Origin of the sequence: Streptomyces sp. NPDC101225, from assembly GCF_044767585.1 — a bacterium.
Taxonomy (GTDB): domain Bacteria; phylum Actinomycetota; class Actinomycetes; order Streptomycetales; family Streptomycetaceae; genus Streptomyces.
In genome coordinates, this window is sequence record NZ_JBIWOE010000080.1 from 1 (window position 1) to 16,656 (window position 16,656).

Here is a 16,656-nt window from a genome sequence, read left to right on the forward strand (position 1 = left end):
GGACGGCGCCTGCTCACCCATACCCAGCCGCTCACCCGCTACGAACCGCGCGGCGACACCACCCACTGGCGCACGGCACAGAACCGGCTCACCCGGAGGTGAGCAGGGACTCCCCCACACCCCCGGGTGCGGAGCGCCTTGGCGGCCGTAGGAGGACGACACGCGGTACGAGCAGGCGCGTTGTGCGGGTCTGGGGTAGCACGGAGACCGGAGTATCGAGGAGACGATGGACCTGCTGACTGAGAACCTCACCGGCTACCGGGCGATCGCGTACCGCATGACCGAGGACGAACTTCCTTACCTCAGCGGGCGGTTGCTCGCAGCGAGGGGACCCCGGAACGTACCCCTGTCTGCGACCAGCGACATCGAACTGGACCGAGTCGAGGGGGTGCACGGTCCGCGCACCCGGGAGGCCGCACCGATGGACGGTCGGCGGGCCTTGTCAGCGCAGAAGTGGTGACACCTGCTGTCGCGGGCGCATGAACTCGGTCCGGAGCTGGCCCCCGACTCCGAGGAATGTCATGGGCAGCTATGATCCGGCAATGTCACGGATCGGACTCATCGGCATGGGGCGCATGGGCGCTCCCATCTGTGCCAACCTCGTCAGCGTCGCCCGGGCCGTGGCCGTCCACGACGTGGATCCGGCCCGCGAACAGGCCGCGTGGGCGTGCGGCGCCACTTGGTGTTCCTCCGCCCCCGAAACCGCAGCCGCAGCCGACGTGCTCATCACTGTGCTGCCTGGTCCCGCCGATGTCGACACGGTCATGAGCGACGCCGTGCTGGACGCACTCGCGCCAGGTGCGACCTGGATCGACCTGACCAGCAGCTCTCCCACGGCCGCCGCGCCGGTCCGCGAGCGGGCGCGGGCTCACGGCGTGGAAGTCCTTGAGGCTCCGATGGGCGGCGGACCCGACGACGCGCGCGCCGGCCGACTGCGGCTGTTCGTCGGCGGGGACGGCGATCTGCTCGCGCGCCATCGACCGCTGCTGGCGGCCATCGCCGATCCGGACGCGATCACCCATGTCGGCGGTCCGGGGGCCGGCTACACGATCAAACTCCTGGTCAACATGCTGTGGTTCGGCCAGGCCGTGGCCACCGCCGAAGCGCTGCTGCTCGGGCGCCGCGCCGGCATCGCCCTCGACGTGTTGCGCGACACGTTCGCGGACAGCGCCGCGAGCAGCGAGTTCATCCGCCGCGACCTGCCCTCGCTCCTTGCCGGTGACTACCTCGCCTCGTTCGGGCTCGACCACATCCATGACCAGCTCGCGACTGTCACCTCACTCGCCCGCGACCTCGCCACCCCCCACGACATCTCCGAGGCTGTCCGCCGACTCCACCAACAGGCCCTGAAACGCTACGGGCCGGCCGACGGGGAACTTCTCGCCGTCGCGCTCCTGGAGGAACGGACCGGCATCCGCCTGCGTGAGTGACCCGCGCCGACTCCACGGTTACGCCACGCTCCAACCGACACGAAAAGCGGCTTTCGACGGATTCTCATGCAGTGAGAACGTGGTTACGTCCATGGAACGTTCTCAGATCTGGCCTTCCTCCTGGGGCGATGATGGATTTACCTGGTCCGTGACGACACCGAACGTCGTGACGATTGCGGGGTGGACTCCGGATGGAGCGGGATTCGATTCTCGGCAGAGGAATGAACGTGTTGGCCGCGGTGGGCGAACTTGCTCCCACCACTGTCGAAGCCCTCGCAGCCAGGGTCGGCCTGCCTACCAGCACGGCATACCGCTATGTGAGAACGCTGCGCGAACTCGGGTACATCCAGGAATACGAGGGGTACTACGACATTGGTGTGCGGATGCTGGGCCTGGTGTGGGACGCGCGAGCCAGAGAGGCACTGGCTCGCTTGGCGTCACCGCTCTTGTTCGAGCTGGTGTCGAGAACTTCCGAGACCGCGACCCTCGTCGTACGGGAGGGCCATCTCGCGCGCACCGCGATGTCGGTCGAACCGCACAGACCCGTCCGTCTGTCGTTCCAGACTGGAACGACTCATCCCCTGCACTCGGGTGCGCCGGCCAAGATGCTGCTCGCCTGCATGCCCGAAGCTTTTCGGCTCGACTACGTGAGCAGGACCCCGCTCGACACGTTGCCACAACATCGCTTCCACGCCCAAGCCCTCAGCGAGCAACTGGTCCACATCCGAGAGGCCAACGTATGCATCACTCGCGGTGAGGTGGACGTGGACTCCGTCGGAGTCTCCGTGCCGGTGTTCCGCCACGGAGAGCTGATCGCCGCGCTCAGCGTCGCGGGTCCCGCTTCACGCCTCGGAGACAGGCAGATGCGGGAAGTCGAGCAATTGCTCAGGAGTGCGGCCCGGCAACTCGAGGGCTTGCTGGATTGCAGGATCGCCGCAGACAGGGCATCTCCCCGCGCCGACGACCCGCCTCGTGCAGGAACGCGCACGCCTCGACCAGAAGAGGGCTCTTGGCGTGCCGCCGCCCCTTCCGGGCCGGGCACGGGTCACGAAGTTCTCAGAGCTCGACGAACCTCCTGACAAGTCCCCTGGCCAACCAGTCCTCATACTCGTGGTCTCCATGGTCTCGGCCGCTGTCATCGGTCCATCGTTCCTGGCGGTCCCGCTGCCGCCGACGCGGCCGTAGTCGGCGGCAACTCCGTTCCGCGCACCCGTCCCCCAGTTGGCCAGGCCGTAGTCCACGCCCCTGCTCTTCCAAGACGGAGGACCATGACGATGCCAGCCACGCCCGACATCCACGCACCATCGGGCAGTGACGTCGCCCGCCCTCACGACCTGGTAGTGACGGGCCTTGTGCGGGGCCCGGGCGGTGACTGGGCCAGACGGGAGATAGGAGTCCGCGACGGCGTCATCGCCGCGATCGGCGCACCCGGTTCGGTGTTCGGCGCTCGCACCCTCGACATGGGCGGCGCCCTGCTGCTGCCGGGCATGGTCGACGCGCACGTGCACAGCCTGAGCCACTCAGGTGAAGGGGTGGCGGCCGCGACCCGGGCGGCGGCGGCCGGTGGCGTCACCACGATCGTCGAGATGCCCTTCGACGGAACCGGCCCGATCAACTCCACGGACCGGCTCGCGCGCAAGAAGGAACTCGTGGCGGGTGAAGCCCACGTCGACGTCGCGCTCCTCGGTACGGTCGCGCCCGAGGGGGGCTGGCGCGCGATCGACGCGCTGCGCGACAACGGCGTGGCCGGACTGAAGGTCTCGATGTTCCTCACCGACCCCGACAGGTTCCCGCGCATCTCCGACCCGGAACTGATCAACGTGTTCTCCGCCGCGCGGGCCAACGGGCTTCCGGTCTGCGTGCACGCGGAGAACGACGAGGTCGTCCGCACGCTGATCGGCCGGCTGCGGGCAGAAGGCACCGATCCGCTGGCCCACTGCCGCAGCCGGCCCCCGGTTTCCGAGACCCTGGCGGTGCTCACCGCCCTCGAACTGGCGGCGCACACCGGCGTGAAGCTGCATGTCTGCCACGCGAGCCTGCCTCGCTCGGTCGACCTGGTGCGCCTGTTCGCGGGGATCGGGGCGGATGCGACTCTTGAGACCTGCCCGCACTACCTGCTGCTCGACGAGCAGGACATGGCACGCCGTGGCGCCCGGCTGAAGATCAACCCTCCGCTGCGCACGACCGCCGACCGGGAGGGACTCTGGGACCGCCTCGTACGCGGCGACATCGACGTCATCAGTTCCGATCACGCGCCGTGGCCCGTCGAGTGGAAGTCGCGACCGAACGTGTTCGACAACCACTCCGGCGCTCCGGGGGTCGAAACCGTCTATCCGCTGGTCCTGAGCGAGGCCCACAGGCGCGGCCCGGACGTCTTCGACGCGGCGGTACGGGCGATGACCACGAATCCAGCCCGCCGATACGGCCTGTCGCCGAAGGGGCAGGTGGCCGTCGGCTTCGACGCCGACATGGTCGCCTTCGATCCGGACCGCACCTGGGTGATCGACGAGCACGCTCTGCACTCCAACGCGGGCTGGAGCCCCTACGACGGGATGACCTCCCGCGGGCGCGTCGTCATGACGATGGTCCGTGGCGAGGTGGCGTACGACGACGACCTGCGCGCGGCACCCGGCAGTGGCCGCGCCGTCACTCCCGCATTCTGAGATCCCGGAGACCGTTATGACCGTGAAACTGGATCGGCTCGCTCCTGACCTCGAGCGCCTCCAAGCCGACCTGCACGAACTGTCCGGGCTGGTGGAACCTGATCTCGACGGGTGGAGCAGGCCGGTCTTCTCCGAGTCCTACCGCGCGGCGCGCGAGTGGGTGGCACGGAAGATGGCCGACGCAGGCCTACAGGTACACGTCGACCCGGTGGGCAACATCGTCGGCACCCGCGAGGGCCGTGGTGTCCGTGCGGCACTGGCGACCGGCTCGCACACCGATACTGTCCGAGGCGGAGGGCGTTTCGACGGCATCGTGGGAGTGCTGGCCGGGATCGAGGTGGCGAGGCGGTTGCGCGAGACGGGAACCGTCCTCGAACACGATTTGCGCGTCGTCGACTTCCTCGGTGAGGAGCCCAACGACCACGGTGTCAGCTGCATAGGCAGCCGCGCCGTCGTGGGCGCGATCTCCGCCGACTACCTGGCGATGCCCGACGGCAAAGGAGTCGCCCTGGGGGAACGTCTCGACAGCCGTGACGACATCGCGGCGGCACGCTGGGCGAGTGACGAGGTCGCGGGTTTCGTCGAGTTGCATGTCGAGCAGGGCCCGGTACTGGAACGTGACGGCCTTCAGCTGGGTGTCGTCACCGCCATCGCCGGCATCGAACGTGCGGTCGCGACCTTCCACGGCCGTCCCGACCACGCGGGCACGATGCCGATGGGCGAGCGGCACGACGCCCTGCTCACCGCCGCCGAGGCGGTGCTGGCGGTCGAGCAAATCGGTTGCTCGGCACCTGACGCCGTCGCGACGGTCGGCCGGGTCGAGTCACTGCCCGGCGCGCTCAACATCGTGCCGTCGTGGGCACGGGTCTGGTCCGAGTTGCGCAGTGCCTCGACACCGTGGCTCGACCGGGTACGCGGCGATCTGACGGCCCGTATCGCCGATGTCGCCCGCGCCCGAGGCGTAGACGTCGAGCTGGACTGGCTCAACGACCAGCCTCCGGTCCCCACTACGCGGTCCGTACAGGACCTCATCGCCTCGTCGGCCTCGTCGATCGGCTACAGCTGGCGGGCCATGCCGAGCGGAGCTGGTCACGACGCGGCTCACATCGCGTCACTCGCACCGACAGGGATGATCTTCATCCCGTCCCAGGGAGGCCGCAGCCACTGCCCTGAGGAGTGGACCGATGTGGAGGCAATCGGTGTCGGCACCCACACCCTCGCCGCCACCCTGCTCGCCATGGACACCGCCCCGTTCGCACGGCAGGAGGAGCAGTGAAAAAGCCTTCGCTGCAAACCTTTCTAGAAGCCGACGACGGGGTCGTCGTGATCAGGGAACCGGTCGAGCCGGTTTACGAGATCGCCGCATACCTGTCGTTGCTCGACCAGGGACCAGCGGTGATCTTCGACAAGGTGAAGGGCAGCAACTTCCGGGCCGTCGGCAATGTTCTCGCGACGCGTGAGAGCGTGTCGCGTGCCCTGTCGGTGCCGCTGGACGGGATCGAGGCGGCGGTGCTGCGGGCCATCGACACCACCGTCGACACCGTCGAGGTCGCCGACGCGGCCTGCCAGCAGGTCGTCATGGCCGACGCGGACCTGGCCGCGCTTCCAGTGCCCACCTTTTTCGAAGCCGAGACGGGGCCGTACATCACGGCCGGAGTGGTCATCGCCAGGGATCCACTCACCGGCGCCGGAAACGCCTCCTTCGCCCGTCTCAAGGTGCTCGACGCGAAGAGCGCGCTGATCGGGATCGCCCCGAACCACCACCTGTGGCGCATGGCGCAGCGCTCGCCCTCCGGCCGCCTCGACATCGCTGTCGTCATCGGGGCCCACCCCGCCATCCAGCTCGCGGCCTGCCTCTACCTGAACCTCGGCGATGACGAGTTGCACCATGCCGCCCCGCTGCTGGGCCGGCCGGTGGAGGTCGTCGGGGCACGTACGGTCGCGCTGCGGGTACCGGCGGAGGCCGAGTTCGTCATCGAGGGAACCTTCGACATACACCGCCGGGAGGCCGAGGGGCTGGTCTCGGAGTTCCACGGTCTCTACGAGGACTACGGGAGCGCCCCGCGGTTCGAAGTGAGCTGCATCACTCATCGTCGCGATGCCCTGTTCCAGGTGGTGCTGCCGGGCCTGCACTCGGAGCACGCCTACCTCGGTGCGACGGCGATCGCCGCCGGGCTGCACCGGGAGCTGGCCCGGGTGGTCCCCTCGGTCACCAGGGTCGCGGTCGTCGAGGCCGGTGGCGGCAGGCTCGCCGCCGTGGTCGGGCTGGGGCCCGGCAGGGCCGGCCAGGCACGCCGGGCCATGATGACCTGCTGGTCGTCCGTCAGCCTTGTCAAGCAGGTGACCGTTGTCGACGCTCACGTCGACCCTTGGGACGCGGTGCAGGTGGAACACGCACGGGTCACCCTGTGCCGTGCCGATCGCGACATCATCGTCGTCCCCGGGATGAGCGCCGACCGATCAGAACCCCTCGAGAGTGAGGGCACCGTCGCCAAGATCGGTTACGACGCCACGGCCAAGCCGGGCGATCGAGCGGAGGGATTCGCACCGGCAGCGCCACCGTCCGCGGTACTCGCGCGAGTCCGCGACGTGCTTGCGGGAAAGGGTGCGGCGGAAGGAGGGCACTGACCACTGAGCCCTGACTACCGTCCACGGAAGCCTCGGCCGGTGACATGCGCGCGGCCGGGTGGCCCGCCCAGCGCGATGCCGGGCTCCGTATGGCATACGCTGCGCACCGCCTTTGACCGCAGCGCAGGCGTTGAAATCGCCCTGATCGGAGTGCCAAGCTTCGCGTCCTCTGCCAGGGCGGCGCAGCGCGTCGTCGACCATCGGGCCCATGTCATCGCCCTGGATGGCGGCTCCTGAGGAGCGGGACGGATCCGCCGCACTCCCACGGAAGACATGTGGTGCTGGGAACCGATGCCGACGATGAGCTTCCAGCAGACCCACGGTGCCGACTACTGGACGACTTCCGACCAACGGCAACTGCTCTGGCCCAAGCCGCATAGACGTGTTCAAAATCCGAGGTCAAGGCCGCTCGTTGAGATGCGGCAGCAACACGCCGAAACGCACGGCACGTTGCTGCCGTACCCCCTCCTTGATCGCCATGGCAGATCAACGATCTACATCGACGAAAGCGACACCTTCTTTCCGTACAGGCCCCTCGAACGCCGAAACGCTGCTGTCTCGGTGAGTGCTTGGGCCCGGGGCAAGCAGCGCAATGACCTGCGCCGAGCCGGCCACATTGGCCGCACTCCATCTCGCGGCGATCCTCATGTGGGCCCGGCGTGGCCCCGGCACTGTCAAACCCTGAAGATTCGACGTGCGTTGCCGGACAGGAACAACTCGGTGGCTTCCTCGTCCAGGCCCAGTTCACCAAGGTGCTCCAGCGCCTGACCGGGGGTGATCATGGGGTAGTTGGTGCCGAACAGCACCTTCCTGCGCCCCCGGCCGCGAAGGTAGTCGACCAACTCGCGCGGATAACGACGGGCGGTGTAGGCGCTGGTGTCGATGTACACGTTGGCGTGCTTGTCGGCCACCGCGATCATCTCCGTCGTCCACGGGTAGCCGATGTGCCCACACACGATGTTCAGCTCAGGGAAGTCGAGCGCGACCTGATCGATGTACGGAATGGGGCGGCCGGTCTCGGACGGGCGCAGCGGACCGGTGTGGCCGACCTGGGTGCAGAAGGGGATGCCCAGGTCCACGCAGGCCGCGTACAACGGATAGTAGAGCCTGTCGGTGGGTGGCAGCTGCCACAGCCAGGGCACGATCCGCAGGGCAACGAAACCAAGTTCCTCCACGGCCCGGCGCAGTTCCCGCACCGCCTGGACCGGCCGGGTGAGATCCGCACCGGCCACTCCGCGCAGCCGCCCCGCGGACTGCGCGACGAATTCGGCCACCTCATCGTTGCTGATCAGCGGCCCTTGGGGCCCGTACCAAGCCGCCGACAGCCCGATCTCGACATCAGCCGCACCCATGGCGGCCACCGTCGCCTCAACTGGCAACGGCTCATCCAGTAGCCCCCGCCCGGTCCACCGGCGCAGCGACTCGAACATCTCATGGTTGGAATGACGGAGCGTGGGGTGCTGCATCCACGCATCGATGACCGGCATCAGGTGCCCCTGCCTCTCTCGCGACTCCGCTGGTCAAACCGAAGGCGGCTAAGCGAACGCTCACCCCGACCCTAGCCGGTGTGTACTGTTCCCAACCAGCCCCCCCACATCGCGGGTCACGGAGACATTCCCTAGGAGCAATGCCGTTGCTTTGGCTCGTGGGCGTACGCTGCTGGGCAGTGGTCCCGGGGGTGGTTCACATGAGCCAGCCCCAGCTCGGTGGACAGTCGGCCGCGGTGCCACACCGGTGTGCCAAGGAGGTGGCTTGAGCTGTGCGCCCGCTTGAAGTAGCGGTGAGCGTCGTGCTCCCAGGTGATCCCAATGCCGCCGTGAAGCTGGATCATCTCCGCCGCTACGGTGGAAAACGCCTCCGAGCAGGCCGATTTGGCGACTGCTGCACGGCGAGTGAGCTCCGGAGAACCTTCTGCAGCAGCGAAGGCCGCGCCCATGGCCGCCGAACGCGCCGCCTCCACCAGCACGTAGGACTCCGCAAGCCGGTGCTTCACCGCCTGGAAGGAGCCAATGGCCCGGCCGAACTGCACCCGGTCCTTGGCATAGGCGACCGTGAGATCGAGGCAGCGCTGGGCCGCGCCCACCTGCTCGGCAGCCAGCGCCGCGCAGCCCTGGTCCATGACGTGTCGCAGGACACGTCCCGCCTCGCCGTCCTGGCCAACGAGGCGTCCCTCGACTCCGTCAAGTACCACGCGTGTCAGGGGCCGGGTCTCGTCCATCGTGACGGTGGGCTCGCGGTGAAGGCCGGCCCCGTCCACGACCACCTCGAAGAGGGACAGACCGGTCGGCGTTCGGGCCGCCACGAGCAAGAGTTCGGCATCCACTCCGTCCAGGACGTACTCCTTGGTTCCGGAGATACCCCAGGTGCGGGCCGAGAAAGGGACAGCCTGAGCCGCGATCTGATCGGGATCCCAGGTTCCTTGCTCGGCCCAGGCCAAGGCTCCCACCATCTGTCCGGCCGCGAGCGCTGGCAGCAGGCGTTGGCACGTTTCCTCGTCACCGGATGCCAGCAGGGCCTGCGTGGTGAGCACCGTCGAGCCGAGATACGGCACGGGGCTGAGGACACGTCCCAGTTCTTCCATGACGACGTGCACTTCCTGGGCCCCGTAGCCCGCGCCGCCGTACTCCTCGGGTACGGCCAGGCCTGCAACACCGATCTGTTGGGCCAGGGGCTGCCAGGCTGCCGGGCCCTCGTAGCGCGTGAGCAACGATCGCACGGCGGAACGTAGTTCTTCTTGTTCCTCCGTCAGTCTCATCTGTCTGCTCCTTGCTCTGTCAGGTCAGGGACGGCACGCCTGATGGTGCGTGCCGTGGGCGGAGGTGCGGTCTTTCCTCAAGGCCCGAAGGGCGGTACGGCGCTGCTCGAGGGCGCGGGAAAGGTGGTTCAGGGAGCCAGGACCCGGGCCCGGCATGCTGCCGGCGTACCCCAGGCCGAGCGGAGCGCGCGGGCCTTGCGGATCCACAGGGACAGATCCAGCTCGTCGGTGTATCCGAGGGCGCCGTGCAGGTGCAGGGCCGTGCGGGCGGCTGCGTATGCGGCCTCGCCGGCGGCGACCTTGGCTGCCGCGATGTCGCGGCCGCTGTGCTCTTCCCCCGCTCCCAGGGCCAGGGCACCGGCGTGCACGAGCGGCTGGGCGAACTCCAGGGCGATCAGAGTGTCGGCCAGCCGGTGCTTCACGGCCTGGAAGGTGCCGATGGGGACGCCGAACTGCTTGCGCTGGCCGACGTAGGCGACGGTGTGGTCCAGCAGCGCGCGCCCGAGTCCCAGGGCCTGTGCGGCAGCGGCCAGTGCGGCGACATCGGCGGCGTGCGATGCTGCCGCCTCCACCTGGCGCCCTCGGGCCAGGATGGTTCCCCCCTGTGGCCTGGCCAGTCGACGTGCGGGGTCGGCGGAGGGCTGGACGGCACCTGCGGACGTCGTCCAGGACAGGGTGTCCCCGGTGAGGACAAGGGTCACGTCACTGGCGTCGGCGTCCAGGGCGTAGGGGGTTTCCCCGGAGAGCTGGCAGAGGGAGGCGACGGTCTTGCCGGAGGCGATGCCTGGCAGCCAGGTGTCGGCGATTGCCTGGTCGCCCAGGCGGTCGAGGAGTGCGGCCGCGGCCACGGTCTCCACGTACGGGCCCGGCACGGCGTGACGTCCCAGTTCGGTGAAGGAGAGGGCCAGTTCGACGGGCAGGAAACCCAGGCCGCCGTGTGCTTCGGGGACCGCGAGGCCGAACACTCCGGTCTCGGCGAGACGTCCCCACAGGGCCCGTCCGGGCGCGTGGTCGCCGACAGCCCATGCACGTACGGCTGCGGGGGTGTCGGCCGCCGTGAGCATGCTGTCGAGAGAGCGGGAGAACTCCCGCTGCTCGTCGTCGAGGAGGAACCGCATCACCGGCGTCCCTTCGGCAGGCCGAGCAGGCGCTCGGCGATGATGTCGCGCTGGATCTCGTTGGTTCCGGCGTAGATGGGGCCGGCCAGGGAGAAGGTGTAGCCCTCGGCCCAGGTGCCGTGGGCGGGTGCCTCCGCCGCGTGGTCGGCGAGTTCGCCGTAGGGTCCGAGCAGGTCCAGGGCGGTCTCGTGCAGGGAGATGTCGAGCTGTGACCAGAAGATCTTGTTCATGCTCGCCTCGGCGCCGATCGACCCGCCGGCCTCGATGCGGGAGGCGTTGGCGTAGGTGAAGAGCTGGTAGGCGCGGGCCGCGATCAAGGCATCGGCGACTCGGTCGTGCAGGGAGGTGTCGGCGGGGTCGGCCAAGTCCTGCCAGAGCCGGGCCAGCCGGTCGGCTGCGGCGGTGAAGCGGCCGGGGCTGCGCAGAGTGAGGCCGCGTTCGTTGCCTGCAGTGCTCATGGCGACCTTCCAGCCCTGGCCGGGTTCCCCGATGACGTCCTCGTCCGGTACGAAGACGTTGTCCAGGAACAGTTCCGCGAAGGCCGGCTTGCCGTCGAGCCGTCCGATGGGACGCACGGTCACGCCATCTGCGTCCAGGGGGAACATCAGGTAGGTCAGGCCGCGGTGAGGCTTGTCGGCGTTCGGGTCGCTGCGGAAGAGACCGAAAGCGCGGTCGGCAAAGGCGGCCCGCGAGGACCAGGTCTTTTGCCCGTTCAGCAGCCAGCCGCCGTCGGTTCGTGCGGCGGTGGAGCGCAAGGAGGCCAGGTCCGAACCGGCCTCGGGCTCCGACCAGGCCTGCGCCCAGATCACCTCTCCGGCAGCCATGGACGGCAGGATGCGGGCGCGCTGTTCCGGCGTGCCGTGCTCGAACAGCGTGGGGGCCAGCAGGTTGATGCCGTTCTGGCTGACCCGGCCGGGCGCGCCGGCCGCGTAGTACTCCTCCTCGAAGATCAGCCACTGGAGGACGGAGGCGGCGCGGCCGCCGTACTCCTCCGGCCAGGACACCACCGACCAGCGGCCGTCGGACAGGGTGTGCTCCCATCCCCGATGGGCTGCGAACCCTTCCTCGGTTTCCAGGGAGGGCAGCGGGGTTGCGGGGACGTGGGTCGCAAGCCAGGTGCAGGCTTGGGTCCTGAAGGCGTCCTCCACGGCACTGAAGTCGAGGTCCATCAGTCTCCGGCCCCCTTCTTCATGGCGTGGACGTCCATGCCGCCGAGAGAGTCTGCTGCAGTCTCGGCGTTGTGTGCGTGGGCGAGATGGTGGAGGCCGAAGACGGAGTCCATGCCGGCGTGCAGGCCCTGGAGATCTTCGGCCTGATTGACGGCCCGCTTGGTCAGCGCCAGCCCCATGCGCGGCATTTCAGCTACCCGAGCCGCCAACTCCATGGTCCTTTCACTGAGTTCGTCCGGTGGCACGACCCGGTTGACCATGCCGACCTCGTAGGCGCGCCGTGCGTCCATCCGGTCGCCCGTGTAGAGGAATTCCTTGGCGATCCGGGGCGGCATGGCCCAGGGATGGGCGAAGTACTCGACGCCCGGGATGCCCATGCGGACCACGGGGTCGGCGAAGAAGGCGTCCTCGGAGGCGACGATCAGGTCGCACACCCAGGCAAGCATCAGGCCGCCGGCGACGCAGGCGCCCTGGATCTGGGCGATCAAAGGCTTGGGCAGTTCGCGCCAGCGGCGGCACATGCCCAGGTAGACCTCGGACTCCCGGGCGAAGCGGCTCTCCGCGCCCTTCTTGTCCGAGTGGTCCCACCACAGGCCGGCCTTGCGGTCGAAGGGCAAGTGCGCGTCTCGCTCGGGGGTGCCGATGTCGTGTCCGGCGGAGAAGTGCTTTCCCTCCCCGGCGAGGACGACCACCTTGACCTCGCCGTCCTCTGCAGCGCGGTAGAAGGCGCGATCCAGGGCGTAGGTCATCGCCGAGTTCTGGGCGTTGCGGTACTTCGGACGGTTCATCGTGACCACGGCGACGGGGCCATGGCGTTCGTAGCTCACCGGTTCCGTGGGCGTCGTACCGGAAGCGGACATCCGCCCCCTCCTTCCCTAACAAGTGTTTGGTAGGTTACCGTGCTGAACGTCAGCCGTCGAGAGCCGCCCGGAGCCGCCCATGAGCAGCGTCGAGGAGTTCCGCACCGAGTTCCGCACCTGGTTGCGCGCCCATCTCACCGGGGAGTTCGCCAGTCTGCGCGGACGCGGTGGTCCGGGCCGCGAGCACGAGGCCTTTGCCGAACGCCTCGCCTGGGAACGGCACATGGCCGCCGCGGGGTGGACCTGTGTGGGGTGGCCGAAGGAATACGGCGGCCGGGGGGCGTCCCTGGAACAGCAGGTGGCCTTCCACGAGGAGTACGTCCTCGCCGATGCGCCGGCGCGGGTGAACCACATCGGCGAGCAGTTGCTCGGCCCCACCCTCATCGCGTTCGGGACGGCTGAGCAGCGCGAGCGCTTCCTGCCCCCGATCGTGGCGGTCGAGGAGACGTGGTGTCAGGGATACAGCGAGCCGGACGCCGGATCGGACCTGGCGAACGTGCGGACGCGGGCGCAGCTCGACGGGGGCGAGTGGGTGATCACCGGGCAGAAGATCTGGACCTCGCTCGCCCACGAGTCCGACTGGTGCTTCGTCATCGCGCGTACCGAGCCCGGCTCCACCCGCCACCACGGGTTGTCCTATCTGCTCGTGCCGCTGCGCCAGCCCGGTGTGGACATCCGTCCGATCATGCAACTGACCGGCACGTCGGAATTCAATGAAGTGTTCTTCGACGGGGCGCGCACGGCGGCGGGGAACATCGTCGACGCACCCGGCCAGGGCTGGAAGATCGCCATGGCCACCCTCGGGTTCGAACGCGGCGTGTCGACCCTGGGACAACAGGTCGGCTTCCGCCGCGAGCTGGAAGCGATCATCGACCTGGCCAAGCGCAACGGCGCGGCCCGCGACCCGTTCATCCGCGACCGCATCGCACGCGCCTGGAGCGGTCTGGAGATCATCCGGTTCAACGCGCTGCGCATGCTGGAGGCAGTAGCAGCCGGCGCACCAGGCCCCGAGGCATCCATCGGCAAGATCTTCTGGGCGACCTGGCACCGGGAGCTGGGCGAACTCGCCATGGACGTGTGCGGTGCCGAGGGCATGCTGGCCGCCGGCGGGCCCTATGACCTCACCGACTGGCAGCGGCTGTTCCTGTTCTCCCGCTCCGACACCATCTACGCCGGCTCCAACGAGATCCAGCGGAACATCATCGCCGAGCGCGTCCTCGGCCTGCCGAAGGAGGCCCGTCCGTGAGCACGTCTCCTCCCCCGTATGTGTCCGGCCACCGGCTCCTTGAAGGGCGCAGCGCCGTCGTCACGGCCGCCGCGGGAGCCGGCATCGGCGGGGCGACCGCCCGACGACTGCTGGAAGAGGGGGCCAAGGTCGTCATCTCCGACACGCACGCACGCCGCCTCAAGGAGTCCGCCGCGGAACTGGCCGAAGCCTTCGGACAGGACAAGGTCGCGGCCCTGCCCTGCAACGTCACCGACGAGGACCAGGTCACCGCTCTGTTCGACCTCGCCGAGCAGCAGCACGGGCATCTCGACATCGTCGTGAACAACGCCGGCCTGGGAGGCACCGCCAACCTGGTCGACATGAGCGACGAGCAGTGGTCCACGGTGCTCGACGTGACGTTGAACGGCACCTTCCGGTGCACGCGTGCCGCACTGCAGCGGATGAAGGCTGCAGGACGCGGCGGCGTCGTCGTGAACAACGCCTCGGTCATCGGATGGCGGGCGCAGAAGGGCCAGGCGCACTACGCCGCAGCAAAGGCGGGAGTGATGGCACTGACCCGGTGCGCCGCCCTGGAGGCCGCCGACTTCGGTGTCCGGGTCAACGCGGTGGCGCCGAGTCTGGCCATGCATCCCCACCTGGTGAAGGTCACCACCCCGGTACTGCTCGAAGAACTCACCGCGCGGGAGGCCTTCGGCCGGTACGCCGAGCCCTGGGAGGTGGCCAACGTGATCGTCTTCTTGGCGTCCGGATACTCCTCGTACCTGGCCGGTGAGGTCATCTCCGTCAGCAGCCAGCACCCGTGAGGCGAGAATGACCCGGTGCCGAACAGCAAGAGTGATCGTAAGAAGACAGCCATGAGTGCCGCGCCCGAACGGCGCGAGGAGATCCTGGCCACCGCCGCCGAGGTGTTCGCCGCGCAGGGCTACCGTGCCACAACCGTTCGCAAGATCGCGGACGCGGCGGGGATGCTCGCAGGCAGCCTCTACTACCACTTCGACTCCAAGGAGGCGATGGTCGACGAGATCCTCTCGAGCTTCCTCAACGAACTGTGGGCCCGCTACGACGCCGTGCTCGCCGCCGGCCTCGGCCCCAGGCAGACCATCGAGGCCCTCGTCACCGCCTCCTTCAAGGAGATCGACCGGCACCTTCCGGCGGTCGCCATCTACCAGAAGGAAGCCAAACACCTGCAGGCTCAGCCGCGCTTCGCCTACCTCACCGACGCGCAGGTGAAGTTCGAGAAGGCGTGGCTGGGCACCCTGGAACGCGGGGTGGCCGACGAGGCCTTCCGCGCCGACGTTGATGTCCGGCTCACGTACCGCTTCCTCCGCGACACCGTCTGGGTGGCGGCGTCCTGGTACCGGCCGGGCGGACAGCACAGCCCCGAGGAGATCGCCCGCCAGTACCTGTCGATGGTGCTGGAGGGCATCACCCTGCGCGAATAACCCTCACGAGCCCCAAAAGGAGCGGCCATGGCCGAGGCATACATCGTCGAAGCGGTCCGTACCCCGGTCGGCAAGAAGAACGGCGGACTGTCCGCCGTCCACCCTGCCGACCTCGGCGCACACATACTCAAGGCGCTGATGGAGCGCTCCGGAGCCGACCCGGCGGCCGTCGAGGATGTCGTCTTCGGCTGCCTCGACACCGTGGGCCCGCAGGCCGGGGACATCGCCCGGACGTGCTGGCTGGCCGCGGGGCTACCCGAGGAGGTGCCGGGCACCACCGTGGATCGCCAGTGCGGTTCCTCGCAGCAGGCCCTGCACTTCGCCGCCCAGGGCGTGCTCTCCGGCACCCAGGACCTCGTGGTCGCCGGCGGCGTGCAGAACATGTCGATGATTCCCATCGCGTTCGCCAGCCGCCAGGCCGCCGAGCCCCTGGGACTGACCCAGGGGCCATACATCGGCTCCGAGGGTTGGCGGGCCCGCTACGGCGATCAGCCCGTCAACCAGTTCCACGGCGCCGAACTCATCGCAGAGAAGTGGGGCATCTCCCGCGAGGACATGGAGCAGTTCGCGCTGCGCTCCCACCAGCGGGCGGTCCGTGCCATCGATGAGGGCCGCTTCGAGCGCGAGCTCGTCGCCTACGGCGATGTGACCGCCGATGAGGGGCCGCGCCGCGAGACCAGCCTGGAGAAGATGGCAGGCCTCAAGCCGGTGGTCGAGGGCGGCCGGCTGACGGCAGCTGTGTCCTCCCAGGTCTCCGACGGTGCTTCAGCCATCCTGGTGGCAAGCGAACGGGCTGTCCGCGAGCACGGTCTGACGCCGCGTGCCCGCATCCACCACCTCTCGGTGCGCGGCGAGGACCCGATCCGGATGCTGTCCGCGCCGATCCCGGCGACGGCATACGCCCTCAAGAAGTCGGGGATGTCCCTCGACGACATCGATCTGGTCGAGATCAACGAGGCGTTCGCGTCCGTCGTCCTGGCCTGGCTCAAGGAGACCGGCGCCGATCCGGACAAGGTCAACGTCAACGGCGGCGCCATCGCTCTGGGCCACCCCCTGGGCGCTACCGGAACCAAGATCACGACCACTCTGCTGCACCAACTGGAGCGCACAGGCGGCCGCTTCGGTCTTCAGACGATGTGCGAAGGCGGCGGGCAGGCCAACGTCACCATCATCGAACGGATCTGATCCGCCCTCAAGAGCTGCTTGGAGTGGGACATGTTGTCGTGGGGGGGGGGGGGCCCCGGGCGGGGGGCCGCCCCGGGCCCCCCCCCTACTCTTGGGTGCCATGCGCCTGGAGGACTTCACGTACGACGACGTCGGCGGGACCCGCCGCGCCGGGTTCTGCCCGCCGGGGTTTCACCCG

General features: G+C 68.8%; 15 protein-coding genes. 10 read left to right on the forward strand and 5 right to left on the reverse strand.

Going from position 1 to position 16,656, the window contains the following annotated elements; all coding sequences use genetic code 11:
* Window positions 1-226 precede the first annotated feature (226 nt).
* The 6 genes from ACIRPX_RS45155 (at window position 227) to ACIRPX_RS45180 (ending at window position 6,721) form a co-directional block, all read left to right on the forward strand.
* Window positions 227-460, forward strand: a complete 234-nt coding sequence (locus ACIRPX_RS45155; protein ID WP_404205996.1) for a hypothetical protein — start codon at window positions 227-229, stop codon at window positions 458-460.
* A gap of 61 nt (window positions 461-521) precedes the next feature.
* A complete protein-coding gene (locus ACIRPX_RS45160) occupies window positions 522-1,430 on the forward strand; it encodes an NAD(P)-dependent oxidoreductase (protein ID WP_404205997.1) in 909 nt (302 codons plus the stop codon).
* A gap of 191 nt (window positions 1,431-1,621) precedes the next feature.
* On the forward strand, window positions 1,622-2,509 hold the full coding sequence (locus ACIRPX_RS45165; protein WP_404205998.1) for an IclR family transcriptional regulator: 888 nt from the start codon (window positions 1,622-1,624) through the stop codon (window positions 2,507-2,509).
* 189 nt (window positions 2,510-2,698) lie between these two features.
* Window positions 2,699-4,093, forward strand: a complete 1,395-nt coding sequence (locus ACIRPX_RS45170) for a dihydroorotase family protein (RefSeq protein WP_404205999.1) — start codon at window positions 2,699-2,701, stop codon at window positions 4,091-4,093.
* A 22-nt stretch (window positions 4,094-4,115) separates the two neighbouring features.
* A complete protein-coding gene (locus tag ACIRPX_RS45175; RefSeq protein ID WP_404206000.1) occupies window positions 4,116-5,369 on the forward strand; it encodes a M20 family metallo-hydrolase in 1,254 nt (417 codons plus the stop codon).
* A complete protein-coding gene (locus tag ACIRPX_RS45180; protein ID WP_404206001.1) occupies window positions 5,366-6,721 on the forward strand; it encodes a UbiD family decarboxylase in 1,356 nt (451 codons plus the stop codon). The genes ACIRPX_RS45175 and ACIRPX_RS45180 overlap by 4 nt, the downstream gene beginning before the upstream one ends.
* Window positions 6,722-7,395: 674 nt before the next feature.
* On the opposite strand, the gene ACIRPX_RS45185 is transcribed toward ACIRPX_RS45180, so the two are convergent.
* From ACIRPX_RS45185 to ACIRPX_RS45205, 5 genes are all read right to left on the reverse strand, one after another.
* Window positions 7,396-8,208 carry an amidohydrolase family protein gene (locus ACIRPX_RS45185; protein ID WP_404206002.1) on the reverse strand — a complete coding sequence of 271 codons (813 nt, stop codon included), beginning with the start codon at window positions 8,206-8,208 and terminating at the stop codon, window positions 7,396-7,398.
* Window positions 8,209-8,339: 131 nt separating this feature from the next.
* Entirely contained in the window at window positions 8,340-9,476 is a 1,137-nt protein-coding gene (locus ACIRPX_RS45190; protein WP_404206003.1) for an acyl-CoA dehydrogenase family protein, read from the reverse strand.
* Between the two features lie 128 nt (window positions 9,477-9,604).
* Window positions 9,605-10,594 carry an acyl-CoA dehydrogenase family protein gene (locus tag ACIRPX_RS45195; RefSeq protein WP_404206010.1) on the reverse strand — a complete coding sequence of 330 codons (990 nt, stop codon included), beginning with the start codon at window positions 10,592-10,594 and terminating at the stop codon, window positions 9,605-9,607.
* A complete protein-coding gene (locus ACIRPX_RS45200; RefSeq protein WP_404206004.1) occupies window positions 10,594-11,763 on the reverse strand; it encodes an acyl-CoA dehydrogenase family protein in 1,170 nt (389 codons plus the stop codon). Before ACIRPX_RS45200 ends, ACIRPX_RS45195 begins: the two co-directional genes overlap by 1 nt.
* Window positions 11,763-12,623 carry an enoyl-CoA hydratase gene (locus ACIRPX_RS45205; protein WP_404206005.1) on the reverse strand — a complete coding sequence of 287 codons (861 nt, stop codon included), beginning with the start codon at window positions 12,621-12,623 and terminating at the stop codon, window positions 11,763-11,765. The genes ACIRPX_RS45200 and ACIRPX_RS45205 overlap by 1 nt, the downstream gene beginning before the upstream one ends.
* 79 nt (window positions 12,624-12,702) lie before the next feature.
* Between ACIRPX_RS45205 and ACIRPX_RS45210 the strand changes: the two genes are divergently transcribed.
* The 4 genes from ACIRPX_RS45210 to ACIRPX_RS45225 are packed head-to-tail and all read left to right on the forward strand — an operon-like array spanning window position 12,703 to window position 16,478.
* A complete protein-coding gene (locus ACIRPX_RS45210) occupies window positions 12,703-13,869 on the forward strand; it encodes an acyl-CoA dehydrogenase family protein (protein ID WP_404206006.1) in 1,167 nt (388 codons plus the stop codon).
* Window positions 13,866-14,654: an SDR family oxidoreductase gene (locus tag ACIRPX_RS45215; protein ID WP_404206007.1), complete on the forward strand. Its 789-nt coding sequence runs from the start codon at window positions 13,866-13,868 to the stop codon at window positions 14,652-14,654. The genes ACIRPX_RS45210 and ACIRPX_RS45215 overlap by 4 nt, the downstream gene beginning before the upstream one ends.
* 51 nt (window positions 14,655-14,705) lie before the next feature.
* A complete protein-coding gene (locus tag ACIRPX_RS45220) occupies window positions 14,706-15,293 on the forward strand; it encodes a TetR/AcrR family transcriptional regulator (RefSeq protein WP_404206008.1) in 588 nt (195 codons plus the stop codon).
* A gap of 27 nt (window positions 15,294-15,320) precedes the next feature.
* Window positions 15,321-16,478, forward strand: a complete 1,158-nt coding sequence (locus ACIRPX_RS45225; RefSeq protein ID WP_404206009.1) for an acetyl-CoA C-acetyltransferase — start codon at window positions 15,321-15,323, stop codon at window positions 16,476-16,478.
* Window positions 16,479-16,656: the final 178 nt, after the last annotated feature.

What these genes read in the sequence shown, in the direction of transcription:
- ACIRPX_RS45155 (WP_404205996.1), top strand. Translation starts at nt 227, where the DNA reads ATGGACCTGCTGACTGAGAACCTCACCGGCTACCGGGCGATCGCGTAC.
- ACIRPX_RS45160 (WP_404205997.1), top strand. Translation starts at nt 522, where the DNA reads ATGGGCAGCTATGATCCGGCAATGTCACGGATCGGACTCATCGGCATG.
- ACIRPX_RS45165 (WP_404205998.1), top strand. Translation starts at nt 1,622, where the DNA reads ATGGAGCGGGATTCGATTCTCGGCAGAGGAATGAACGTGTTGGCCGCG.
- ACIRPX_RS45170 (WP_404205999.1), top strand. Translation starts at nt 2,699, where the DNA reads ATGACGATGCCAGCCACGCCCGACATCCACGCACCATCGGGCAGTGAC.
- ACIRPX_RS45185 (WP_404206002.1), bottom strand. Translation starts at nt 8,208, where the DNA reads ATGCCGGTCATCGATGCGTGGATGCAGCACCCCACGCTCCGTCATTCC.
- ACIRPX_RS45190 (WP_404206003.1), bottom strand. Translation starts at nt 9,476, where the DNA reads ATGAGACTGACGGAGGAACAAGAAGAACTACGTTCCGCCGTGCGATCG.
- ACIRPX_RS45195 (WP_404206010.1), bottom strand. Translation starts at nt 10,594, where the DNA reads ATGCGGTTCCTCCTCGACGACGAGCAGCGGGAGTTCTCCCGCTCTCTC.
- ACIRPX_RS45200 (WP_404206004.1), bottom strand. Translation starts at nt 11,763, where the DNA reads ATGGACCTCGACTTCAGTGCCGTGGAGGACGCCTTCAGGACCCAAGCC.
- ACIRPX_RS45205 (WP_404206005.1), bottom strand. Translation starts at nt 12,623, where the DNA reads ATGTCCGCTTCCGGTACGACGCCCACGGAACCGGTGAGCTACGAACGC.
- ACIRPX_RS45210 (WP_404206006.1), top strand. Translation starts at nt 12,703, where the DNA reads ATGAGCAGCGTCGAGGAGTTCCGCACCGAGTTCCGCACCTGGTTGCGC.
- ACIRPX_RS45220 (WP_404206008.1), top strand. Translation starts at nt 14,706, where the DNA reads ATGAGTGCCGCGCCCGAACGGCGCGAGGAGATCCTGGCCACCGCCGCC.
- ACIRPX_RS45225 (WP_404206009.1), top strand. Translation starts at nt 15,321, where the DNA reads ATGGCCGAGGCATACATCGTCGAAGCGGTCCGTACCCCGGTCGGCAAG.